Annotated in this window: 21 protein-coding genes; 13 read left to right on the top strand and 8 right to left on the bottom strand. The window is 71.1% G+C overall.

What is annotated here, in order from left to right; translation table 11 throughout:
• The first annotated feature begins 90 nt into the window (after nucleotides 1-90).
• Nucleotides 91-246, top strand: a complete 156-nt coding sequence (locus EU555_RS36540) for a hypothetical protein (protein ID WP_167858749.1) — start codon at nucleotides 91-93, stop codon at nucleotides 244-246.
• Nucleotides 247-782: 536 nt separating this feature from the next.
• On the opposite strand, the gene EU555_RS33510 is transcribed toward EU555_RS36540, so the two are convergent.
• The 3 genes from EU555_RS33510 to EU555_RS33500 all read right to left on the bottom strand — a co-directional run bounded on the left by EU555_RS33510 (nucleotide 783) and on the right by EU555_RS33500 (nucleotide 4,260).
• The gene (locus tag EU555_RS33510; RefSeq protein ID WP_135419661.1) at nucleotides 783-1,964 is read right to left on the bottom strand and encodes a winged helix-turn-helix domain-containing protein; all 1,182 of its coding nucleotides are present in this window, start codon (nucleotides 1,962-1,964) and stop codon (nucleotides 783-785) included.
• Nucleotides 1,965-1,968: 4 nt separating this feature from the next.
• A complete protein-coding gene (gene ilvD, locus EU555_RS33505) occupies nucleotides 1,969-3,798 on the bottom strand; it encodes a dihydroxy-acid dehydratase (protein WP_135419660.1) in 1,830 nt (609 codons plus the stop codon).
• 180 nt (nucleotides 3,799-3,978) lie between these two features.
• Nucleotides 3,979-4,260, bottom strand: a complete 282-nt coding sequence (locus EU555_RS33500; protein ID WP_245524627.1) for a hypothetical protein — start codon at nucleotides 4,258-4,260, stop codon at nucleotides 3,979-3,981.
• A 374-nt stretch (nucleotides 4,261-4,634) separates the two neighbouring features.
• Here EU555_RS33500 and EU555_RS33495 point away from each other — a divergent pair, with 374 nt between their 5' ends.
• Complete coding sequence (locus EU555_RS33495; protein WP_135419659.1) at nucleotides 4,635-6,488, top strand: ABC transporter ATP-binding protein; 1,854 nt, start codon at nucleotides 4,635-4,637, stop codon at nucleotides 6,486-6,488.
• Nucleotides 6,489-6,495: 7 nt separating this feature from the next.
• Here the strand turns inward: EU555_RS33495 and EU555_RS33490 are convergent, their stop codons facing one another.
• Nucleotides 6,496-6,684, bottom strand: coding sequence for a hypothetical protein (locus EU555_RS33490; protein WP_135419658.1), 189 nt, complete (start codon nucleotides 6,682-6,684; stop codon nucleotides 6,496-6,498).
• A gap of 446 nt (nucleotides 6,685-7,130) precedes the next feature.
• Between EU555_RS33490 and EU555_RS33485 the strand changes: the two genes are divergently transcribed.
• A complete protein-coding gene (locus EU555_RS33485; protein ID WP_135419657.1) occupies nucleotides 7,131-7,577 on the top strand; it encodes a phospholipase A2 family protein in 447 nt (148 codons plus the stop codon).
• 6 nt (nucleotides 7,578-7,583) lie between these two features.
• On the opposite strand, the gene EU555_RS33480 is transcribed toward EU555_RS33485, so the two are convergent.
• Entirely contained in the window at nucleotides 7,584-8,504 is a 921-nt protein-coding gene (locus EU555_RS33480) for an oxidoreductase (RefSeq protein WP_135419656.1), read from the bottom strand.
• A gap of 163 nt (nucleotides 8,505-8,667) precedes the next feature.
• Between EU555_RS33480 and EU555_RS33475 the strand changes: the two genes are divergently transcribed.
• Complete coding sequence (locus EU555_RS33475) at nucleotides 8,668-8,931, top strand: hypothetical protein (RefSeq protein ID WP_135419655.1); 264 nt, start codon at nucleotides 8,668-8,670, stop codon at nucleotides 8,929-8,931.
• A gap of 108 nt (nucleotides 8,932-9,039) precedes the next feature.
• On the opposite strand, the gene EU555_RS33470 is transcribed toward EU555_RS33475, so the two are convergent.
• Entirely contained in the window at nucleotides 9,040-9,729 is a 690-nt protein-coding gene (locus EU555_RS33470) for a FadR/GntR family transcriptional regulator (RefSeq protein WP_135419654.1), read from the bottom strand.
• A gap of 252 nt (nucleotides 9,730-9,981) precedes the next feature.
• On the opposite strand from EU555_RS33470, the gene EU555_RS33465 reads away from it, so the two are divergent.
• The 6 genes from EU555_RS33465 to EU555_RS33440 all read left to right on the top strand — a co-directional run bounded on the left by EU555_RS33465 (nucleotide 9,982) and on the right by EU555_RS33440 (nucleotide 15,962).
• Entirely contained in the window at nucleotides 9,982-11,466 is a 1,485-nt protein-coding gene (locus EU555_RS33465) for a sugar ABC transporter ATP-binding protein (RefSeq protein WP_245524629.1), read from the top strand.
• 1 nt (nucleotide 11,467) lies between these two features.
• Complete coding sequence (locus tag EU555_RS33460) at nucleotides 11,468-12,499, top strand: ABC transporter permease (protein WP_135419652.1); 1,032 nt, start codon at nucleotides 11,468-11,470, stop codon at nucleotides 12,497-12,499.
• A gap of 50 nt (nucleotides 12,500-12,549) precedes the next feature.
• Entirely contained in the window at nucleotides 12,550-13,575 is a 1,026-nt protein-coding gene (locus tag EU555_RS33455; RefSeq protein ID WP_135419651.1) for an ABC transporter substrate-binding protein, read from the top strand.
• Nucleotides 13,576-13,791: 216 nt separating this feature from the next.
• Complete coding sequence (locus EU555_RS33450) at nucleotides 13,792-14,790, top strand: aldo/keto reductase (protein ID WP_135419650.1); 999 nt, start codon at nucleotides 13,792-13,794, stop codon at nucleotides 14,788-14,790.
• Nucleotides 14,791-14,798: 8 nt separating this feature from the next.
• Entirely contained in the window at nucleotides 14,799-15,620 is an 822-nt protein-coding gene (locus tag EU555_RS33445; RefSeq protein WP_135419649.1) for an amidohydrolase family protein, read from the top strand.
• A 12-nt stretch (nucleotides 15,621-15,632) separates the two neighbouring features.
• Complete coding sequence (locus EU555_RS33440; RefSeq protein ID WP_135419648.1) at nucleotides 15,633-15,962, top strand: L-rhamnose mutarotase; 330 nt, start codon at nucleotides 15,633-15,635, stop codon at nucleotides 15,960-15,962.
• A gap of 10 nt (nucleotides 15,963-15,972) precedes the next feature.
• On the opposite strand, the gene EU555_RS33435 is transcribed toward EU555_RS33440, so the two are convergent.
• Nucleotides 15,973-16,224: a hypothetical protein gene (locus EU555_RS33435; RefSeq protein ID WP_135419647.1), complete on the bottom strand. Its 252-nt coding sequence runs from the start codon at nucleotides 16,222-16,224 to the stop codon at nucleotides 15,973-15,975.
• The gene (locus tag EU555_RS33430; RefSeq protein WP_135419646.1) at nucleotides 16,221-16,616 is read right to left on the bottom strand and encodes a hypothetical protein; all 396 of its coding nucleotides are present in this window, start codon (nucleotides 16,614-16,616) and stop codon (nucleotides 16,221-16,223) included. Before EU555_RS33430 ends, EU555_RS33435 begins: the two co-directional genes overlap by 4 nt.
• Nucleotides 16,617-16,706: 90 nt before the next feature.
• Here EU555_RS33430 and EU555_RS33425 point away from each other — a divergent pair, with 90 nt between their 5' ends.
• From EU555_RS33425 to EU555_RS33410, 3 genes are all read left to right on the top strand, one after another.
• Nucleotides 16,707-17,756, top strand: coding sequence for an SDR family oxidoreductase (locus EU555_RS33425; RefSeq protein ID WP_135419645.1), 1,050 nt, complete (start codon nucleotides 16,707-16,709; stop codon nucleotides 17,754-17,756).
• 421 nt (nucleotides 17,757-18,177) lie between these two features.
• A complete protein-coding gene (locus tag EU555_RS33420; protein ID WP_245524626.1) occupies nucleotides 18,178-19,434 on the top strand; it encodes a vanadium-dependent haloperoxidase in 1,257 nt (418 codons plus the stop codon).
• A gap of 977 nt (nucleotides 19,435-20,411) precedes the next feature.
• The gene (locus EU555_RS33410; protein WP_135419644.1) at nucleotides 20,412-21,290 is read left to right on the top strand and encodes a hypothetical protein; all 879 of its coding nucleotides are present in this window, start codon (nucleotides 20,412-20,414) and stop codon (nucleotides 21,288-21,290) included.
• Nucleotides 21,291-21,618: the final 328 nt, after the last annotated feature.

Raw genomic sequence — 21,618 nt, 5'->3', positions numbered from 1 at the left:
CGTCCCCCCTCTTGCGCGCGAACGCCGATTCGTTAACGTCACGTTCAAATCCAAGAAAATCAGTCGTGATTCGCGCAAGGGAGCCAGCGCATGTCTGAGATCATTCGCGTCAAGCCCACGCATGACGGCACCTACACGGTCTACCGCGGCGCGCACGTGCTCGTGAGCGGCCTGACCCGTGCCCAGGCCGAGAGCTACGAAGCCTCGCTCGTCCAGATCGAGCGCAAGGACCGGTCGATCCACTAACGCGTCGCGACCGGCGCCGCCGCCCCGCGCGGTCCCGCCGGCCCTCAACATTCGCGGACGCCGCCCCTGCGATGGCGTCCGCCACACTCCCGAACGCCGCCCGTCTGGCCTGGCCGGGACGCCGAGAGCCCGAGCCCTCACCCGCCGCCACCGCGTCACGCCGCAGGACCGGTCTCCCGGCAGGTTTCGCAAGAGCGGCGGCCGGTGCTGCGATCAATCCCTCCGACAGACCAAAGTGGTGACCGGGCGACGTGCCCGTGATCGCGCTTGGGCCGGCGCTCGGACCGCCAGGCTGATCCCCGAGAGGATCAGCAGGATATTCACCGCCTTGGCCAGGCGATGCTCTGCCTGCCGCTGATCGACTCAAGCCTGCATCGTAACCCCAACATTCATGATCGAGTGGCGAGACTCAACAGCACTCTGTGACGAGCAAATCCATTTCCGTTCATTATATGCTTCGCAAGCCCATTATTAAATAAACGGCTAATGTACGAGCGAAAATACGATTCGCATTGAGATCAAGATACAAGCGAATACTAGCGATGCGATGACGTCGTCAGCGCGAGGAGGTCACTTGGCTCGTGCAACCCCAACCACCCCGCCAAAGCCCCCAACTCCACCCCCAGCGCCTCCCGGGCCCCCGCCGGCGCCCCCGGCTCCCAATGCACCGCCTGCACCACGAGCCGCGACACCGCCCGGTCCGCCTTCAGATCCACCCGCCCCACCAACTCCTCCCCGAGCAGGAACGGCAGCACGTAATACCCATGCTGGCGCTTGGAGGCCGGCGTGTAGATCTCGATGCGGTAGCGGAAGCCGAACAGGCGCTCGGTCCGGGCGCGCTCCCAGACCAGGGGGTCGAAGGGGGCGAGCAGCGCCCGGGCCGAGATCCGGCGGGGGCACTTCGCGTCGCGGTGGAGGTAGGCCGGGGGCCAGCCGGGCACCTCCGCCGGGAGCAGGGTGCCCTCGGCGACGAGCCGGGCGATGGCCGCGGCCGCGTCCGCGGGGCCGAGGCGGAAATAGTCGCGCAGCTCCGCAACGGTCGCGATCCCGAGGGCCCGGGCGGAGAGATCGATGAGCCGCGCCTGCGCGTCCGCCTCCGGCACGTCGGGCAGGCAAAGAATGTCCGGCGGGATCACCCGCTCGGTGAGGTCGTAGACCCGCTCGAAGCTGCGCCGCCTTGTCGCGGTGGTGACGTGGCCGGCGTAGAACAGCCATTCGAGCATGCGCTTGGGCTCGCTCCATTCCCACCAGCCGGCCCGGCCGGTCTGGACGTCGGAGGCGGCCATCGGGCCCTCGTCGCGGATGCGGGCGAGCAGCGCCATCGCCTCGGCGCGGCGCTCGGTGGCGAAGACCCGCATGCCCGTATAGCCGGCCTGGCCCCGGTCGGCCCGGGCCATGCGCCAGCGCAGGAGCGGCTGCAGCGCAAGCGGCAAGAGCGAGCACTCGTGGGCCCAGTACTCGAACAGCCGCCGGTCGCGCTTTGGCCCCCAGGCCCGGCGGTCGAGGAGGGCGGTGTCGTAGGCGCCGAGCCGCGAGAAGGCCGGCAGGTAATGCGCCCGCACCAGGACGTTGACGCTGTCGATCTGGTGCAGGCCGAGCCGGTCGAGCGTGGCGGCGAGGTGCCGGTGCCCCGCCGTCGCCGGTCGTGCGGCCTGGAAGCCCTGCGCCGCCAGGGCGACCCGGCGGGCCTCGCCGGGCGTCAGCCGCACGACCGTCATGGCGTCAGATCCGCCGCACGGCCCCGTGGGCGGCGCTGGTGGTCATCGCCGCGAAGGCGCGCAGGGCCGCGCTCACCCGGCGCTGGCGCGGGGCGGCGGGCTGCCAGCCCTTGGCCGCTTGCGCCGCGCGCCGGCGCTCGATCTCGGCCGCATCGACCGCGAGGTGGATGCGCCGGTTCGGGATGTCGATCTCGATCCGGTCGCCCTGCTCCACGAGGCCGATCAGGCCGCCCTCGGCGGCTTCCGGCGAGACATGGCCGATCGAGAGCCCCGAGGAGCCGCCCGAGAAGCGCCCGTCGGTGACGAGGGCGCAGGCTTTGCCGAGGCCCTTCGATTTCAGGTAGCTCGTCGGGTAGAGCATCTCCTGCATGCCGGGGCCGCCGCGGGGGCCCTCGTAGCGGATCAGCACCACCTCGCCGGCCTGGACCTTACCGCCCAGGATGCCCTCCACCGCCGCGTCCTGGCTCTCGAAGACGTGAGCGGAGCCCGAGAAGGTGAGGAGGGCGGCATCGACGCCTGCGGTCTTCACGATGCAGCCGTCCTCGGCGAGGTTGCCATAGAGCACCGCGAGGCCCCCATCCTGCGAGTAGGCATGGGCCGCATCGCGCACCACGCCCGCCTCGCGGTCGAGGTCGAGGTCGTCGAAGCGCGAGGCCTGGCTGAAGGCGACCTGGGTCGGCACGCCGCCGGGCGCGGCGCGATAGAAGTCGCGCACGCTCTCGCTCGTGGTGCGGGCGACGTCCCAGCGCGCCAGCGCGTCCTTGAGCGTGCCGGCGGCGACGTTGCCGACGGATGTGTCGATGAGGCCGGCCCGGTCGAGCTCGCCGAGGATCGCCATGATGCCGCCGGCGCGGTGCACGTCCTCCATGTGGACGTTGGCCACCGCCGGCGCGACCTTGCACAGGACCGGCACCCGGCGCGACAGCCGGTCGATATCAGCCATGGTGAAGGGCACCTCGCCCTCGTGCGCGGCAGCCAGCAGGTGCAAGACCGTGTTGGTCGAGCCGCCCATGGCGATGTCGAGGGTCATGGCGTTCTCGAACGCCGTCATCGAGGCGATGGCGCGCGGCAGGACCGAGGCGTCGTCCTGCTCGTAGTGGCGCCGGGCGAGGTCGACGATCAGGTGGCCGGCCTCGACGAAGAGGCGCCTGCGGTCGGCATGGGTCGCCAGCACCGAGCCGTTGCCGGGCAGCGACAGGCCCAGCGCCTCGGTGAGGCAGTTCATCGAGTTCGCCGTGAACATGCCCGAGCACGAGCCGCAGGTCGGGCAGGCCGAGCGCTCGATCACCTGCACGTCCGCGTCGGTGACGCGGTCGTCGGCGGCGGCGATCATCGCGTCGACGAGGTCGACCTTCTTGATCCCGGTCGAGAGGTGGACCTTGCCGGCCTCCATCGGCCCGCCGGAGACGAATACCACCGGGATGTTGAGGCGGAGCGCCGCCATCAGCATGCCGGGGGTGATCTTGTCGCAGTTCGAGATGCACACCATGGCGTCGGCGCAATGCGCGTTGACCATGTACTCGACCGAGTCGGCGATCAGGTCGCGGGACGGCAGCGAGTAGAGCATGCCGTCATGCCCCATCGCGATGCCGTCATCGACCGCGATGGTGTTGAACTCCTTGGCGACGCCGCCCGCCGCCTCGATCTCCCGCGCGACGAGCTGGCCGAGATCCTTCAGGTGGACGTGGCCGGGCACGAACTGCGTGAACGAGTTCACCACCGCGATGATCGGCTTGCCGAAATCGGCGTCCTTCATGCCGGTGGCGCGCCACAGGCCGCGGGCGCCGGCCATGTTGCGGCCGTGGGTGGTGGTGCGGGAACGATAGGCGGGCATCACGAACTCTTCGAAGGGACGCCCCGGCGTCATGCCGCCGCGACCCCGCCCGCCGCAAGTCCCTCGATGCAGGGCAGATCCGCGAAGGCCGCTATGCATCATTCGCCGAAGCGGTCACCGGTTCGGCGGCGAAAATGATGCAAAAAAGGAGCTAAGCAGAGTTGTGCCATGCAACTCTGCTTAGCGCGAGCAGCCGATGCAGATGCCCTTCATGATCTGGTCCTCGCGCCGCTCCTCCTGGCGGTTGCGCGGGGTGACCGTGCCGGTCGCGTCCGGCCCGAGGCTGCCTGGCTTCGGCACCGTCTGCCCGACCGTGCTGGTGTTGGGCGCCCGGATCGTCGAGGCGGGGCCGCCGCCGGTGCCCGTCTCGGCAGTCGGCGCCTGCGCCAGGGCGGGGAGCGGGGCGAGGAGCCCGAGGGCGAGGAGGGGGGCGAGGAGGGGGGCGAGGAGGCGGATGGCCATGGGAAAACCGTCCATGTGATGCGGTGAAGCTCTCGCGAGTCGACGCGGCGGGGGCGGCGAAGTTCCCAGGTTGCGCTCACGCTTCGCGCAACCATCTCGGTTGTGACCAGGGCTGAAGGCACGTGCGAGACCCCTCCCCCCTCTGCGGGGGAGGGTGCCCCACGGAGTGGGGCGGGAGAGGGGGACCACGCTTCCGGAGAGGTCACGACTGTGGTGACGGGCGCCACCTGGATTGGCCTCGCGCTGCCCCTCTCCCGGCCCCTGCTGACGCAGGGACCACCCTCCCCCTCAGAGCGGGGAGGGTGCGCGCGGAACCCGCGCGGACCCGTAGCGCCAGCGCGGCCATACCGTGCCCGGCGCCTATATCAGTCGCCATGGACAAACCCGCCGACAGCCGCCTTGCCGCCCTGCGCCGCGCCGCCGCCGCCCGGCTCGGGCCGCTGCGCCACCTGCCGGCCCTGTGTCGCCTCGCCGTCGCGACCGATCCGCGGCTCGCGGCCGCGAGCCTGCTCCTTCGCCTCGCCCGGGCCGGGCTTCCGGCCGTGATGCTCTACGTTGCCAAGCTGGTGGTCGACGCGGTGGTGGCGGGACGGACCGGGCCGCCCGACCCGGCGGGCTGGCTCGCGGATCCACGGCTGCACCATCTCGGACTCCTCGTCGGGATCGAGCTCGGGCTCGCCATCGCCTCGGACCTGCTCGGCCGGGCGACGGCCTACGTCGACGGGGTGCTGGCCGAGAAGGTCGGCAACGCCACCAGCCTGCGGCTGATGGCGCACGCCGCCGCCCTCGATCTCGAGCAGTTCGAGGACAGCGCGGTGCAGGACCGGCTCGAGCGGGCCCGCCGCCAGGTCGCCTGGCGCTCGAACCTGATCGGGCAGCTGCTCGGCCAGCTCCAGGACCTCGTGACGGCCGTGACCCTCGCGGTGGCGGTCGGCACGATGCTGCCGGGGCTGGTGCTGCTCCTGGTCCTCGCGCTGATCCCGGCCTTCCTCAACGAACTGCACTTCAACGCCCGCGGCTACCGGCTCGCCTGGCGCCGCAGCCCGGACCGGCGCGAGACCGACTACCTGCGCTACCTCGGCGCCGATGCGCACAGCGCCAAGGAGGTGAAGCTGTTCGGCCTCGCCGGTCACCTCGCCGCGCGCTTCCGCGACCTCGCCGACCGGCTGCTGGCCGAGAACCGGGACCTCGCCCGCCGGCGCGCGCTCGCCGGCGGCGCCTTCGCGACCCTCGGCACGCTCGCCTACTACGCCGCCTACCTGGTCATCGCCGGCGAGGCGCTCGCCGGAACGCTCACCGTCGGCGACCTCACCTTCCTGGGCGGCGCATTCCTGCGCCTGCGCGGCCTCGTCGAGGGGCTGCTGCTCGGTGCCTCGCAGGTGCTCGGCCAGGCGCAGTACCTCGACGACCTGTTCTCGTTCTTCACCATCGCGCCGACCATCCGCTCGGGCGCCTTGCCGGTGCCGGAGCGCCTGCGCGAGGGCTTCGTGTTCGAGGATGTCGGCTACCGCTATCCGGGCGAGAGCCGCTGGGCCGTGCGCCACCTGTCGCTCACCATCGCGGCCGGCGAGGTCGTGGCGCTGGTGGGCGAGAACGGGGCCGGCAAGACCACGGTCGTCAAGCTGCTCGCCCGCCTCTACGCCCCGACCGAGGGGCGCATCCTGCTCGACGGCCGCGACCTCGCCGAGTACGACCTCGCCTCCTTGCGCGACCGGATCGGCGTGATCTTCCAGGACTTCATGCGCTTCGACTTCACGGCCGGCGACAACATCGCGGTCGGCCGCATCGGCGCGCGGGAGGACCGGGCCGGCATCGCGGCGGCGGCGCAGCGCGCGCTCGCCGACGCGGTGATCGAGCGCCTGCCGGACGGGTACGACCAGCGCCTCGGCCGGCGCTTCGAGGACGGGGTCGAGCTCTCCGGCGGCGAGTGGCAGAAGGTGGCGATCGCCCGCGCCTACCGGCGCGACGCGGCGGTCCTCGTCCTCGACGAGCCGACGGCGGCCCTGGACGCCGGGGCGGAGGCCGAGGTGTTTCGCCGCTTCGCCGACCTGGCGGCGGGGCGCACCGCGCTCCTCATCTCGCACCGCTTCTCCACCGTGCGCCGGGCCGACCGGATCGTGGTGCTGGCCGGCGGGCGGGTGCTGGAGGAGGGCACGCATGCCGCGCTGGTGGCCCGGGGCGGGCGCTACGCCGAGTTGTTCGAGCTGCAGGCCGCCGGCTACCGCTGAGCGGGCCTCAATGGTCGGGGCCGCCCCCCTGCTCGGCCCGGTCGCGGTCGAGCTGGCTCAGGAGCTCGGCGAGGCGCGGGTCGAGCCCCTCGTCGAGGACGGGCTCGTACAGGGCCTGGAGATAGCGGCCGAGCCGCTCCCGGCTCGCCGCGTCGAGGGTCGGGGCGCCGTCCGACGGCTCGCGCGGCCCGGGCATATCGGAATCGGAAGCGATCATCGGTCCTACATTGGTGGCGGGCCGGGTCCGGCAAGGCTTCAACACCGTGGCGGATCGCGGAGTTCAACCGGCCCTCCGTACGGTCATCGTCGCACGGCTCCAGCACGATCCGGGCCGCGCCGCAAGCATCCGCGTTGCCGGCCTGCCGCGAGCGAGGTGCGCTCGACCCGCCGCCCGGCGGCGGCGCACCAGGCGACGATCAGCGTCGCTCGGGCGACGTTCTGCCGCCAACCGGGACGGCCGGAGATCGCGAACGGCGCATCGGCCCGGCCCATCGCAGCGTCGAGCCTGCACCCGCGCCGCCGCCGAACCATCCGGTGGATCTCGACATGTTTCCGCTTGGATACGAAGCGGGACCGTTGGACGCAACACAGGAACCGCCCGTGTGCGGTACCGTTGGCCGGCGCAATCGGAGGGATCAGAAGATGCGCTTCGCCGTTCCGCTCGTCCTCGCCTGCGGCCTCGCCGCGACGACGGCCTCTGCCCAGTCCGGCCGTCCGCCGGCGCTCCTCATCCACGGCAATTACTGCGGCCCGGGCAACAACGCGCCGCTGCCGCCGATCGACGCCCTCGACGCGGCCTGCGCCCGGCACGACGCCTGCACGCCCCGCGGCGGGCTGGCCTCGCCGGCCTGCAACGCCCGCCTGCGGCACGAGGCCGACCTGATCGCCCACGACCCGCGCCAGCCCCGGGACGTGCGCGACGCGGCGGGCTTCGTCGCCTTCGCAGCCGGCCTGCTTCCGTCGGGCCCGCAGGTGGCGACGGCCCCGCCGACGATCCCGATCGCCCCCGCCACGATGCCCGTCGCTCCCGCGGGGCGCGCCTTCACGGCGCCCGCCGCGCCGGTCGCCGAGGACGACGAGGACGAGTAGGCGTCGTCAGAGCGGGTAGCGGACGCCGGTCAGCGTCTCGGACTGGGCCCAGAGCTGCGCGGCCGCCTCGGGGTCGCGGGCCCGGGCCTCGACCCGGGCGGGCGCCGGATCGCCGCGGACCTCCCACAGGCCGTCCGGCCCGTAATACTGACCGCCCTCCGCCTCGAGCGCCGTGGCGGCGTAGAGCAGGGGCAGGGCGCCCCGCGCCGCCGACTGGCCAATGAGCCCGAGGAGGCCGGCGCCGATCCGCTCCGCCAGCGGCCCGGCCCGGTCGCCGCGCCGGGCGATCGCCGTGGCGGCGACCCCGGGATGGGCCGGGATCGCGCGCACCGGCGAGCCGGCGGCGCGCAGGCGCCGGTCGAGGTCGAGGGCGAAGATCAGCATCGCGAGCTTGGTCTGCCGGTAGGCCGCTTGCGGGCCGTAGGAGCGGCGCAGCTGCAGGTCGTCGAAGGCGATCTTGCCCGAGCGGTGGGCGATGCTCGCCACCGCGACGATCCGGGTGCCGGCCTGCGCCCTGAGGCTCGGCAGCAGCAGCCCGGTCAGGGCGAAGTGGCCGAGATAGTTGGTGGCGAGCTGGCGCTCGAACCCGTCCTCGGTCTCCTCGCGCCGCGGCACCGCGGCGATGCCGGCATTGAGGAGCAGGAGGTCGATCCCGCGCCCCTCGTCCCGCCAGGCCGACGCGAAGGCCCGGACCGAGGCGAGGCGCGCGGTGTCGAGGGCGCGGATCTCGACCCGGGCGCCGGGATGGGCCCGGCGGATCGCCGCCGCGGCGCCCTCCGCCTTCGCGGTGTCGCGGGCGGCGAGCACGAGCTCGGCGCCGGCACCCGCCAGGGCGAGGGCCGCCTCGTAGCCGATCCCGCTCGTCGCGCCGGTGACGATGGCGCGGCGCCCGGCCTGCGGCGGGATCATGGCGGTGGTCCAGGGCATCCGCGCCCTCCTTGCGGTCGTGACGGAGCCCCGAGATGGGGGCGCATCGGCCCTTGGCAAGCATTGGTCCCTGGCCGGACGCGGGCAGGGCGGATCGAAACGGCGCCCGCGCACGTTCTTTGCAGACCCGTCGCTGGAACATCGGAGGACCGAGGGGGACCGCATGATCGGCCGGCTGATCTCGACCCTGCGCCCGCACAGGCAGCCCGACCCTGCGGAAACGGCCGCGGCGGAGACCGTCCCGGATGAGGCCGTCCCGGATGCGGCCGTTCTGGCCGCGCCGCCGGAGGCGGTGGCGCAGTTCCCGTCGATGGTGCCGCTCACTCCTCCGCCCGCGCTCAACGACGACCTCGAAGGCGCGCTGTGCGACGCGGTCGAGGAGGCCCTGCGGGCCGCCGGCTACCTGCCCGAGCCGCCGGCAGGGTGACGGCGCCGTTCGATCCGCCCGACAGACTGGCCATCCTCCGACGTCCCCGCGGGGCTCGGACAAGGCCGGCGCGACCTGCACGCTCCGTCGAACGATCGCGAAACCATGTCACCGCGGCTCCTCCTCCAGCCAGCGGCGCTTCGACAATTCGAGATGCGCGTGCATCGCCGCCTGTGCCCGCAGCGGGTCGCGGGCCTCGAGCGCGGCCAGGATCGCCTCGTGCTCGGCGAGCGCCAGGGCCCAGCTGGCGGGGGAATCGAAGCGGCTGCGCAGCCGGGCGGCGATCGGGCTGTGGCGCGCGTCGAACAGCCCGGCGACGAGGCGGACGAACACGCCGTTTCCGGTCTGCTGGGCGAGGGTGAGGTGAAACACCCGGTCGCTGTCGAGGGGTGCGCGGCCCTCCGCGATGGCGGCGCCCATGCGGTCGAGCGCCTGGCGCAAGGCGCCCAGGTGCTCTCGCGTCACCCGGGCGGCGGCGAGCGCCGCCACCGCCCCCTCCAGAGCGGCGCGGGCCTGCATCAGCTCCTCCGGGCTGTCGCCGGCGGGCGCCGTGCGCGCCGTGCCCCGGGCGGCCTGGACGTAGATGCCCGACCCCATCCGGATCTCGACCGTGCCGTCGATCTCGAGGGCGATCAGCGCCTCGCGCAAAGACGGGCGCGACACGCCGAGCTGCTGGGCCAGCTCGCGCTCGGCCGGCAGCCGGTCGCCGGCGCGCAGGCCGCCGGCCTGGATCAGTGCCCGGATCCGGTCGGCCACCTGCTGGTAGAGCCGGCCCTCGGCCGGGCTGCCCGCGCTCATCGCTCTCCCCCTGACTGGCCTGACCAATATGCCGGCCAGGGACGAGGATGCTGCGCCGGGCGCGGCATTTCCGCAAGCGCCTGCCGCAAGGTCGGCAAAGTGGCTTTACCAATTCCGCGAACCTGCTAACGATCAGGGCCAGAACGAAACGAATCGTCCCCGGGGAGGGAAGCTGTCGTGCTCGACGGAGCAGACGACGCGGCCGCGTCCGGCGGCCTCGCGACCGGGGCGCCGGAGGGCACGAGCCCGCTCCTGGCGCTGTCGGGCATCGCCAAGGAGTTTCCGGGCGTGCGGGCGCTGTCAGGCGTCGATTTCGACCTGCGCCGCGGCGAGGTCCACGCCGTCTGCGGCGAGAACGGCGCCGGCAAGTCGACCCTGATGAAGATCATCAGCGGCGTCCAGGCGCCGAGCGCCGGCCGCATCGTCTACAAGGGCGTCGAGCGCCGCTTCGCCTCGCCGCTGGAGGCCGAGGCCGCCGGCATCGCGATGATCCACCAGGAGCTGAACCTGGTGGCCCACCTCACGGTGGCGGAAAACATCTTCCTCGGGCGCGAGCCGCGCCGCGGGTTCTTGGTCGACCGGCGCGCCCTGCGGGACGGCGCGCGGGCCTGCCTCGACCGGCTCGGCGCCGGCATCGACCCCGACACCCTGGTGCGCGACCTCTCGGTGGCCCAGTGCCAGCTCGTCGAGATCGCCAAGGCCCTGTCGCTCAAGGCCGAGCTGCTCATCATGGACGAGCCGACCTCGTCCCTCACCGAGCAGGAGGCGCGCCGCCTGTTTCAGGTGATCCGCGACCTGAAGGCGGCGGGTGCGGGCATCGTCTACATCTCGCACCGCCTCGACGAGATGCGCGAGATCGTCGACCGGGTGACGGTCCTGCGCGACGGGCGCCACGTCTCGACCGACGCCTTCGCGGCCGTCACGCTCGACGCGATCGTCGCCCGCATGGTCGGGCGCGCCCTCGACGAGAAGTTCCCGGAGCGGACCTCCGTCCCGACCGGGCACGTGATCCTGGAGGCGGCCGGGCTCACCCGCGCCGGCGCCTTCCGGGACGTGAGCTTCACCCTTCGCCGCGGCGAGATCCTGGGCTTCGCCGGCCTGATGGGGGCCGGGCGCACCGAGGTGGCCCGCGCCATCTTCGGCGCCGACCCGCTCGAGGCCGGATCGCTCGCGATCGAGGGCCGGAGCCTCACGATCCGCGACCCCCGCGACGCCATCGCGGCCGGGATCGCCTACCTGTCGGAGGACCGCAAGGCGCAAGGGCTCGCGGTCAAGATGCCGGTCGACGCCAACCTGACGCTCGCCAATCTCGGGGCGGTGGCGAACCGCCTCGGGCTGATCGATGCGGGACGGCACGCGGCCGCAGCGCAAGGCTTCGTCGACCGGCTCGAGATCAGGACGCCGTCCTTGGGCCAGCCGGTGCGGCTCCTCTCCGGCGGCAACCAGCAGAAGATCATCATCGGCAAGTGGCTGTTTCGCGACGCGAAGGTGATGCTGTTCGACGAGCCGACCCGCGGCATCGACGTCGGCGCCAAGCTCGCGATCTACACGATCATGGACCGGCTTGCCGCCCGCGGCATCGGCGTGGTGCTGATCAGCTCCGAGCTGCCCGAGATCCTCGGGATGACCGACCGCGTCGCGGTGTTTCACCGCGGCCGCCTCGTGCGCATCCTCGACACCGCCCGCACCGACCAGGAGGAGATCATGCACTACGCCTCGGGCTTCGGGACGGCGTGAGATGTCGGCCGGCCTCAATCCTCCGGTCACGGCCGCGCGCCGGCGCCTGTCCGACCGGCAGAAGGACCTGATCCAGACATTCGCGGCGCTCGGGAGCCTCGTCGCCCTGGTGGCGGCGTTCTCGCTCACCAGCGGCGCCTTCCTGTCGCTCGGCAACGGGATGAGCATCGGGCTGCAGGTGACCTCGATCGCGCTGCTCGGCATCGGCGCGACGGTCGTCATCATCGCGGGCGGCATCGACCTGTCGGTCGGCTCGGTGCTGGCGCTCGCCGGCGTCGTCGCGGCGCTCTGCGTCAAGGAGCTCGGCCTGCCGGTGCCGCTGGCGATGCTCGCCGGGATCGGCGTCGGCGGGGTCTGCGGCCTCGTCAACGGGCTCGTGGTCACGCGGCTCAAGCTGCCGCCCTTCATCGCGACCCTCGGCATGATGCTGATCGCCCGCGGCCTGGCGCTCCAGCTCACCGGGGCCCGCGCGGTCTCGGGGCTGGGCGAGGCCTTCGGCGAACTCGGCAACGGCGCGCTCCTGCGCCTCGTGCGGGTCGGCGAAGACGGCTTTCCGGAGGTGCTGTTTCCGGGCATCCCCTACCCGGTGCTGCTGATGGCGGTCATCGCGCTGGCCGTCGCGTTCGGGCTCCGGCGCTCGGTGCTCGGCCGCCACGTCTACGCGGTCGGCTCCAACGCCGAGGCGGCGCGGCTCTCCGGCGTCGCGGTCGGGCGGGTGGTCACGCTCACCTACGTCCTGTCGGGCCTGCTCGCCGGGCTCACCGGCTGCGTGCTGATGTCCCGCCTCGTCACCGCCCAGCCGAACGAAGGCGTGATGTACGAGCTCGACGCGATCGCGAGCGCGGTCATCGGCGGCACCTCGCTGGCCGGCGGGGTGGGCACGATCTCCGGCACGGTGATCGGCGCCTTCGTGATCGGCATCCTGCGCAACGGCCTCAACATGAACGGGGTCTCGGCCTTCACCCAGCAGATCATCATCGGCCTCGTCATCCTGCTCACCGTCTGGATCGACCAGCTCCGCAACCGCCGCTGACGCCCGACCTGCGACCGGGAGAACCCGGCGCCGACCCTGGAGGAGACCCCATGACAGCTCTTGCCGCCAGAGGACTTGCCGCCAGAGCTCTTGCCGCCAGAGCTCTTGCCGCCAGAGCTCTTGCCGCCAGAGCTCTTGCCGCCAGAGCTCTTGCCGCCGCCCTCTTCGCCTCCGGCCTCCTCGCCGCCTTGCCCGCGCGGGCCGGCGAGATCGCCGTGATCGTCAAGACGGTGAACTCGACCTTCTGGCAGAACGTCCAGAAGGGCGCCGAGACGGCGATGAAGGGGGTGCAGGGCCACAGCCTGACCTTCCAGGGCCCGGCGGCGGAATCGGCCATCGCCGATCAGGTCAACATGGTGGAGAACGCGGTCAACCGCCGCGTCGCCGGCATCGTGCTGGCGCCCTCCGACCCCGACGCCCTGGTGCCGGCGGTCAAGAAGGCCTGGGAGGCGCGGATCCCGGTGGTGATCCTCGATTCCGGCCTCGCGAAGAGCGCCGAGCCCTACTACCAGGCGTTCCTCGCCACCGACAACCGCAAGGCCGGGGAACTCGCCGCGCGCGCCCTGATCGCGCGCACCGGCCCGGAGGGCAAGATCGCGGTGATGTCCTACGTCGCCGGCACCGGCTCGGAGGTCGGCCGCGTCGGCGGCTTCACCGACTACGTGAAGGCGCACTCGAAGCTGCAGATCGTCGGGCCGTACTACTCGCAGTCCCAGATGGCGACGGCGCTCAACCAGACCGCCGATGTGCTGGCCGCCCACCCCGACCTCAAGGGACTCTTCGGGGCCAACGAGCCGACCGCGATCGGCATGGGCCGGGCGGTCAAGCAGGCCGGCCGGGCCGACCGGATCGCGGCGGTGGGCTTCGACGGCAACCAGGACCTGCAGGACTTCGTCAAGGACGGCACCCTGGCGGCGATCGTCGTCCAGGGCTCGTTCCGGATGGGCGAGCTCGGCGTGGCCACCGTCGCCAAGGTGCTGGCCAAGCAGAAGGTGGACAAATTCATCGACACCGGCGTCGTTCTTGTGACGAAGGAAAATATCGGGACGGACGAAGCGAAGAACGTGCTGTATTGAGGCAAAATGATAGATCGCGGGATCCCCTCTCCGGGCGATGCCGGGCTTGCCCGGTATCGGTGCAAGGTGTGGGAGAGGGGGGGCGCGTCTCACCTTGAAGCGTCGGCGCCGTACGCGCGGATCACCTTTCAGGCCCGAACCGAGGCGGTCTCGTCGGCGAATTGGCAGCCGAACGAACCCGCGAGGCGCCAGATGGACCTGCACCGAAGGACACCCATGACTCCCGCCACTCCCCGCACCCACGCCCGCACCGGCGTCACCGTCACGGCCCTCGGGCTCGGCTGCGCGCAGATGGGCGGCCTCTACCGGGCGACCAGCCTCGCGGAGGCCGCCGGCGCGGTCCGGGCGGCCTGGGAGCACGGCATCCGCTACTTCGACACGGCGCCCTTCTACGGCTTCACCCGCGCGGAGCGCCGCCTCGGCACGCTGCTCACCGAGGAGCCCCGCGAGGCCTACGTCGTCAGCACCAAGGTCGGCCGGGTGATGGTGCCGGATCCGACCGTCGGCCCGATGGAGGAGGGCTACGCCGACCCGCTGCCGTTCCGCCCGACCTTCGACTACAGCCACGACGGCGTTCTGCGCTCGTTCGAGGCGAGCCGGCAGCGCCTCGGCATCCTGTCGCCCGACATCCTCTACGTCCACGACATCGGCCGCTTCACCCACGGCGAGCGCCATACCCATTACTGGGAGCAATTGACGACGGGCGGCGGCTTCCGGGCGCTGACGCGGCTGCGCGAGGAGGGCGCCGTGCGGGCGATCGGGCTCGGGGTCAACGAGTGGGAGATCGTCGCGCAAGGCCTCGCGGTCGCCGATCTCGACCTCTGCATGCTGGCCGGCCGCTACACCCTGCTGGAGCAGGACAGTCTCGGCCTGATGGACGAATGCGCCCGCCGCGGCGTCGGGATCGTGGTGGCGGGCGCGTTCAATTCCGGGCTGCTCGCCGGGAAGCCCACGTTCAACTACGCCGATGCGCCGCCCGCGGTCGCGGCCCGGGCCGAGGCTTTGCGCGCGGCCTGCGCCGAGGAGGGCGTGCGGCTCGAGGCGGCCGCCCTGCAATTCCCGCTCCTCCACCCGGCGGCCCTCACCGTCGTGACCGGGGCCCGGACCGCCGCGCAGGTCGAGGCCAACGCCGCCTGGTTCGCGGCGCCGATCCCGGAAGGGTTCTGGGCCCGGCTGAAGGCCCGCGGCCTCCTCGCCGAAGCCGCGCCGGTCTGAAGGCTCCCATGCGCATCGACGCCCATCACCACCTCTGGCGCCTCGCCGACCGGCCGGGCGCGTGGCCGCCGCCCAACCTCGCGGCGATCCACCGCGACTTCACCCCCGACGACCTGGCGCCGCTCCTCGCGGCCGCCGGCATCGACGGCACGGTGCTGGTCCAGACCCTCGAGGACGAGGCCGAGACCGACGCGATGCTGGCGCTCGCCGGGCGCCACGGGGCCATCAGGGGCGTCGTCGGCTGGACCGACCTCAAGGCGGCGGACGCCCCGGCGGCGATCGCGCGCCTGGCCGGCGACCCGCGGCTCAAGGGCCTGCGGCCGATGCTGCAGGACCATCCCGACGACGCCTGGATCGCCGATCCGGCCCTCGCACCCGCGATCGACGCGATGGTGGCGCATGACCTCGCCTTCGACGCCCTGGTCCGGCCGCGCCAGCTGGCCTCTCTCCTGACCTTCGCGACGCGTCACCCGCACCTGCGCATCGTGATCGACCACGGGGCCAAGCCGGCGATCGGGCGGGGCGGCTCGCCCGGCTGGGGGCAGGCCCTCGCGGCCCTGGCGGCTCGGCCGAACGTCGCGTGCAAGCTCTCGGGCCTCCTGACCGAAGCGGAAGGCGGCGGCCCCGAGGCCGTGCGCCCCTACGCCGAGACGATCCTGGACCTGTTCGGGCCCGGCCGGGTGATGTGGGGCAGCGACTGGCCGGTCTTGAACCTCGCGGGCGATTACGGCGCCTGGTTCGCACAGTGCCGCGACTGGGTTCCGCCCGCCCATCACGACGCGGTGTTCGGGGCGAACGCCGTCGCGTTCTACCGCCTCGACCCGGCCTGAGGAGCCATCGGCATGAAACGGATGGGCATGGTCGTCGGCGTGAACCCGGACCAGATCGCGACCTACAGGCGGCTCCACGCAGCGGTCTGGCCGGAGGTGCTCGACCTCATCAGCCGCTGCAACATCCGCAACTACACGATCTTCCTGCGCGAGCCGGAGAACCTGCTGTTCGGCACCTGGGAGTACCACGGCACCGACTTCGCGGCCGACATGGCCCGGATGGCGGCGGATGCGAAGAACCAGGAGTGGTGGAGCCTGACCATCCCGTGCCAGCGGCCCTTGGAGAGCCGCGCCGAGGGCGAGTGGTGGGCGATGATGGAGGAGGTGTTTCACCACGACTGACGGGCCGGCCTCAGCGGTCGTCGCGGGCGAGCGCCGCCTCGATCGCGGCGGCGAGGTCGGCCTCCGGCATCGCGTGCCAGTCCTCCGCGAGGGTCAGCCGCACCGAATGCGCGCCGCCCGAGGGCGTGCAGACCACCGCCCGGCTTCCATCGCCCGCGAGCTTGGCCTTCGCCGCATCCGGCACGTCCCGCAGCCCGGCCAGGGCCTCGAGGCAGGTCCAGGCGGTGCCGTCGCGGGTTGTCACGGTGCGCTCCTCCGTCATGATGTCGTCTCGGCTCCTCTCGTCGTGCGTCGCAGGGCGTGGGCGGCCTGGGCGAGGAGCCGCGCGAGCGTGCCGGCATCGACATAGGCGAGATGGATCCGCACCAGCGCGCTCCCGCGGCGGGCGCCCGCCGCCGCGAAGGTGCGGGGCTCCGCGGCCGCCAGCATCGCGCGCTCGTCCTCCTCGATCGGCACCACCAGCGACACCCCGTCCTCCGCCAGCCAGGCGAGCCGCCGCCGGCCGAGCCGGAAGACCGGCCCGGCCGCCGTCGCCTGCTCGGTGAGGCCGGGCAGCGCGCGGGCGGCGTCCCGGGCAACCTCGAACCAGACCGAGGGTTTCCTCGGCGGGCTCTTGGGCCGCACCTCGCGGCGGGGGCGGGCCTGTCTGCGCATCCCCGGACAACCGGAGGCACGGCCGGGGGATCCGCGCCAGCCCGCTCGTGTTGCCCGAGGACCTCCTTCTCGACGACGGAACACGCCGCGATGCCAGAGACCCGAACCGCCCTCGTCGCCGGCGCCAACGGCATTATCGGCAAGGCGCTGATGGAGACGCTGGCGACGGCGCCCGGCTGGCGCGCCCGCGCCCTCTCCCGCCGCCCGCACGGCTCGCCCGAGGCGATCGTGGTCGACCTCACCGATGCCGGCGCGACCCGCGCGGCCCTCACCGGGGCCCGCGACACCACGCACCTGTTCTACGCCGCCCTGGCGCCGCAGCCGAGCCTCGCCGAGGAGGTGGCGGTGAACGGCGCGATGCTGCGCCACCTCCTCGACGGGCTCGAGGCGGTCGGCGCGCCCCTCGCGCGGGTGGTGCTGTACCAGGGCGCGAAGGTCTACGGCGTCCATCTCGGCCCGGTGCCGTCGCCGTTCTACGAGGACGATCCGCGCCATATCGGGCCGAACTTCTACTTCACGCAGGAGGACGAGCTCCGGGCGCGCGCGGCCCGCGGCGGTCCGGACTTCGCGATCCTGCGGCCCGACGTGGTGGTGGGGGATGCCGCCGGCAACGCCATGAACATCGCCATGGTGATCGGCGCCTACGCGGCCCTGTGCCGGGCGGAGGGCGCGGCCTTCCGCTTCCCGGGCCCGGCCCACGTCTATGACGGCGTCCTCGCGCAGGTGACGGAGGCCGGGGCGCTGGCGCGGGCGAGCCTGTGGGCCGCCACCGCCGAGGCGGCGCGGGGCGAGGCCTTCAACTACGTGCACGAGCCGTTCCGCTGGCGCCGGGCCTGGGAGAGGCTGGCGAGCGCCCTCGACCTGCCGCCCGGCCCGCCGGTGCCGCTGCGCCTCGCCACCCACATGGCCGACAAGGAGGCGGCCTGGGCGCGGCTCGTCGCCGGCCAGGGCCTCGTCGACACGCCCTATGCCCGCGCGGTCGGCTGGGGCTTCGGCGACTTCGTCTTCCACAGCGACTTCGATCTCGTCTCCGACATGGGCAAGATCCGACGCGCCGGGTTCACCGAAACCGTCGACAGCGTCGCGGCGCTGATCGGGGCGATCCGGCGGCTGCGGGAGGCGCGGGTGCTGCCGCGGTAAGGCATCCAGGGTCGAAACTTGACCAGCCTGTCCGTACGCGGGGCCGCTGCGGATGGATAGCGGGCCTCCGGCCACCCGAACACGTGGCCCGATTCAACGTCAGGGCTGGCCGCGCCGCCAGCCTTGCTCCCAGGGCGTGAGCGACCCGCAACCGGCCTGTTCGCTTCGAAGCGCGCAAGCATGGCTTTTGATTTTCGATGAAAATCAATATTTTGAGCTGATATCCGGGGTTTCTACCTCTGGCAATCTGGACTTTGCTGATAATCATGACTCTTGTGTTGGATGCTTGCTTTTGTGAGCAGGGAGCCTAACGTGCATGGTGCGGCCTCAACCACGATGCGTCCGGGCGCACCAATCAATTCAAACGAGGTTTCGATAACGTAGAATACCAGCTCAGATCGCTCAGATAAGGAGTTCCACGATGACGACGTTGTCACGAACCCGGCTCCTTCCACTCGTCATGGCCACCTGTGCGATGGCAGTAGCGACAATGTCGGCTCAAGCCGATATCGTGATGGACTGGAATGCCAAGGCTGACGCCATCGCAGCCGACAAGCAGCTTGGTCCATCACCTCACGGCAGGAACCTTGCCCTTCTTCACACAGCCATCTTCGAAGCGGTGAATGCTGTACAGGGCCGCTACGCACCCTACCGGCTGTCCCTCGTGACCGAGCCGGACGCCTCCGACGAAGCCGCGGCGGCTAAGGCGGGCCACGATATCCTCGTCGCCCTCTACCCCGACCAGAAGGAGAGCCTGAACGCGATGCTCGTTCGGATGCTCGCGGGTCTCGATGAGAGTATCGCCAAAACGAAGGGAATTGAGCTCGGGAAGCGTGCAGCATCGGGCATGTTGGCGGAGCGCAAGGATGATGGCTCAGACGCTCCAGAGAATTATCGCCCACATACCGCGCCGGGCTCCTACGTCCCAACCACCATCCCGCTGTACTCAAACATCGGTCGCATGAAGCCCTGGGTCATGACGTCCGGAGCGCAGTTCCGTCCGTCGCCTCCTCCGGCCTTGACCTCCGAGACCTGGACGCGTGACTACAATGAAATTCGGGAGCTTGGCGCTCGAAACAGCACCGTTCGAACCCCGGAGCAGACCAGCATCGGCCGTTTCTGGGTCCTCGCGGGGGCTCGCTCTTACAATCCCATCCTTCGGCAGGTTGCCATGGCGAAGGACATGGACCTTCTGGATTGCGCCCGTCTCTACGCGCTCACGGCCATGGCTGGCAGTGATGCCCAGATCGCCGTCTTCGAAGCCAAGTACACATACGGATTCTGGCGCCCGATCACGGCCATTCGCAACGGCGACTTGGGCGGCAATCCCGCTACCCCGCGGGATGGAGGCTGGCTACCGCTCAGCGACACTCCCCTGCATCCGGAATACCCGTGCGCACATTGCATCACGTCGTCCGCCGTCGCGACTGTGCTCACCCTCCTTGTCGGTAACGAAGTCGGGGAACTCTCGCTCACGAGCGTGACCGCGCCGGGTGTCGTGCGCAAATGGACTCGCCTCAGCGACTATGCCGACGAGGCTGTGAGCGCGCGCATCTATGCCGGCTTCCACTACCGCTTCTCGGGGGAGGTCGGCCAAGCGATGGGACGTCAGATCGGAGAGCTGACGGTGCGTACGCAACTGCGTCCGCGCCTTCCATCCGTCGAGGCAGCCCGCTGAGACCCAAGGAACGATCGCCACGACCGCGAACCGGTCAATGTTGGCAGTGGATGAGCCGACCTCCGCCTGACGTCAGCGCGGTCACTGCGAGAGGTCGGCTGCAGAAGCACGAGTTGGCTGCAGGCTGTGTGAAAACTCACGCCCCCCGAAGTTATACGACAATCGTCCGTGCTGCTGCCATTCGGGCATTCTGGACGGCGGCCGAGACGCCGCAAGATCGACTACACCGCCGCTGCCCAGGATGTGTGAGAGGAAATCTCTCTACAGCCCTGGCGGTTTCATGCCGCCTCGGTGGTAATCCGCATTCGGCGATCTTTGACCCGGCCAAGAGCCTGTCCGGTAAAGGTGCTCAGGGAATGAATGACCGGTGTGGCGGTGCTTCCGGCAGGGTGTGATGCCTGATCCGGACCTGCCATGTGAACCCCGACCACCCGGCGAACCCCGACCACCCGGCGGCGGCATCGCCGCACGGGCGTGGTGCGCGTTGAGGAGGGTGTTGCGATTGTACAGCAATCCCGATCCAGGCCGCTCGGAGTCACCGCGAGGATGAGTTCGCCGCGATGTCCCGGGCCTGCCCTGTGGCCTCCAGAACACGCCCTGGCTCACATGGCACCGATTTGGTCCCGTAAGCTTGACCCTGAGCGCCGCAACCGACTGTTATATTATGGCGTTCGAAGGGAGCTGCCGTGAGTGTTGCGCGCCTCGTGCTCTGTGTCACGTGGCTTCTCGCCTTGGCGGCCTTTCCAGGTGCCGGGTCCGCCCACGACGCGCATGAGGATGGGTCCCGACAGCATCACAGCGCCGAACCCGATGGACCCGGCAAGGCGAAGCATCGCGAGCCCCAGCCTCGGGTGAAGTCTGATCGAAAAGCCCACGGGCATGGTTCATCCCGGGGCCGCTCCCGCGGCGCCCCTCCTGCCCATGATGCAGGCCACGCTCATGGGCTTGGCGGACACGCCCATGAGTCCGGTGGCCGCGTGCGCAGGGCTGGCGGTGATATCCACGATCACGGCCCGAGTACCGAGCACATTTTCGGCTTCATCGAGGGTTCGGACCTCCACGCACCCGGCGAGACCGAGTTCAAGCTCGACGCCATCGGCCGCTTCATGAAGCGCGGCGGCAGCTACGCCGCCGTGGAGAGCAAGGCAGAGATCCATACCGGCGTGACGGGCGATCTCGACTTCGCGTTCGGGTTCCTCGGCGACTTCCGCCGCATCCGTGCCGTTCCGGACCTGGAGGAGGTGCCCGGACGCGCGGCCTTCAGCGGTGCCTCGGTGGAAATGCGCCTGCGTTTTCTCAGACGCGACAAGGCCGGGATCGGCGTCACTCTGCTGATGGAGCCGAGCGTGTCCCGCTACGACGAACGCACGGGTATTCGCGCCTCCCGCATCGGCTCGGAGAACGCGCTCCTCATCGATACCGAGTTCGTGCCCGAAACCCTCTTCGGCGCCATCAATGTGATCTACGACATCGAGAGGACGCGCGAGCGGGGCGCGTTCGCCACCGAGCGGGGCTCCACGGCGGGCATCGGAGGCGCGCTGAGCTACCGGGTACTTCCGAACCTGTTCGTGGGCGGCGAGGCTCGCTACCTGCGCGCCTACGAGGGCCTAGGCCTGAACCGCTACCAGGGCGAGGCACTCTATCTCGGCCCGACGCTGCTCGCTGCCATCACGCCCCGTCTTACCGTGACGGCCGCCTACAGCATCCAAGTCTCCGGGTACGAGGCTCCCGACCGGCGGGGCCCGGCTGCGTCAATCCTGGCCGGTGAAGAGCCGGGCCTGATCCGGCGTTCGTCGCTCAACCTGATCGACTTCGAGCGGCACCAGGCCCGGCTGAAAATCGTCTACGATTTCTGATTGACTGCTTTTGGAGCCCGTTCGGAGAGGGTGCTGAGGCCTGACCGGCCTGCCAACTCGACCCCGACCACCCGGGGGCGGCATGACCGTCCGCGCCTGCGCTCTGACGCTGACCTCCCTTGGGTCCGCATCGGGCCGGGTGCAGACCCCCGCATGACCAAGCCGATTGGGTTTGACGCCAGGCATCGTTGGCCGAAATGGTCACGGTTCGGCGGTGAACATGATGCAAAAACAGGAAACCGAGCGAGTTGTGATCAGCCCCCACGAGGTGGCCCGAGTGGAATGTTAGTGGACCGTGGGCCTTTCCACCACGGGTAGCTTGGCCGGC

This window comes from Methylobacterium nonmethylotrophicum (assembly GCF_004745635.1).
GTDB classification, from domain to species: Bacteria; Pseudomonadota; Alphaproteobacteria; order Rhizobiales; family Beijerinckiaceae; genus Methylobacterium; species Methylobacterium nonmethylotrophicum.
This window is presented reverse-complemented; position numbering and strand designations above follow the sequence as displayed.

Bases quoted from the DNA above. Each gene is read 5' to 3' on its own strand.
- EU555_RS36540 (WP_167858749.1), top strand. From the start codon at position 91: ATGTCTGAGATCATTCGCGTCAAGCCCACGCATGACGGCACCTACACG.
- EU555_RS33510 (WP_135419661.1), bottom strand. From the start codon at position 1,964: ATGACGGTCGTGCGGCTGACGCCCGGCGAGGCCCGCCGGGTCGCCCTG.
- ilvD (WP_135419660.1), bottom strand. From the start codon at position 3,798: ATGCCCGCCTATCGTTCCCGCACCACCACCCACGGCCGCAACATGGCC.
- EU555_RS33500 (WP_245524627.1), bottom strand. From the start codon at position 4,260: ATGGCCATCCGCCTCCTCGCCCCCCTCCTCGCCCCCCTCCTCGCCCTC.
- EU555_RS33495 (WP_135419659.1), top strand. From the start codon at position 4,635: ATGGACAAACCCGCCGACAGCCGCCTTGCCGCCCTGCGCCGCGCCGCC.
- EU555_RS33490 (WP_135419658.1), bottom strand. From the start codon at position 6,684: ATGCCCGGGCCGCGCGAGCCGTCGGACGGCGCCCCGACCCTCGACGCG.
- EU555_RS33485 (WP_135419657.1), top strand. From the start codon at position 7,131: ATGCGCTTCGCCGTTCCGCTCGTCCTCGCCTGCGGCCTCGCCGCGACG.
- EU555_RS33480 (WP_135419656.1), bottom strand. From the start codon at position 8,504: ATGCCCTGGACCACCGCCATGATCCCGCCGCAGGCCGGGCGCCGCGCC.
- EU555_RS33475 (WP_135419655.1), top strand. From the start codon at position 8,668: ATGATCGGCCGGCTGATCTCGACCCTGCGCCCGCACAGGCAGCCCGAC.
- EU555_RS33470 (WP_135419654.1), bottom strand. From the start codon at position 9,729: ATGAGCGCGGGCAGCCCGGCCGAGGGCCGGCTCTACCAGCAGGTGGCC.
- EU555_RS33460 (WP_135419652.1), top strand. From the start codon at position 11,468: ATGTCGGCCGGCCTCAATCCTCCGGTCACGGCCGCGCGCCGGCGCCTG.
- EU555_RS33455 (WP_135419651.1), top strand. From the start codon at position 12,550: ATGACAGCTCTTGCCGCCAGAGGACTTGCCGCCAGAGCTCTTGCCGCC.
- EU555_RS33450 (WP_135419650.1), top strand. From the start codon at position 13,792: ATGACTCCCGCCACTCCCCGCACCCACGCCCGCACCGGCGTCACCGTC.
- EU555_RS33445 (WP_135419649.1), top strand. From the start codon at position 14,799: ATGCGCATCGACGCCCATCACCACCTCTGGCGCCTCGCCGACCGGCCG.
- EU555_RS33440 (WP_135419648.1), top strand. From the start codon at position 15,633: ATGAAACGGATGGGCATGGTCGTCGGCGTGAACCCGGACCAGATCGCG.
- EU555_RS33435 (WP_135419647.1), bottom strand. From the start codon at position 16,224: ATGACGGAGGAGCGCACCGTGACAACCCGCGACGGCACCGCCTGGACC.
- EU555_RS33430 (WP_135419646.1), bottom strand. From the start codon at position 16,616: ATGCGCAGACAGGCCCGCCCCCGCCGCGAGGTGCGGCCCAAGAGCCCG.
- EU555_RS33425 (WP_135419645.1), top strand. From the start codon at position 16,707: ATGCCAGAGACCCGAACCGCCCTCGTCGCCGGCGCCAACGGCATTATC.
- EU555_RS33420 (WP_245524626.1), top strand. From the start codon at position 18,178: ATGACGACGTTGTCACGAACCCGGCTCCTTCCACTCGTCATGGCCACC.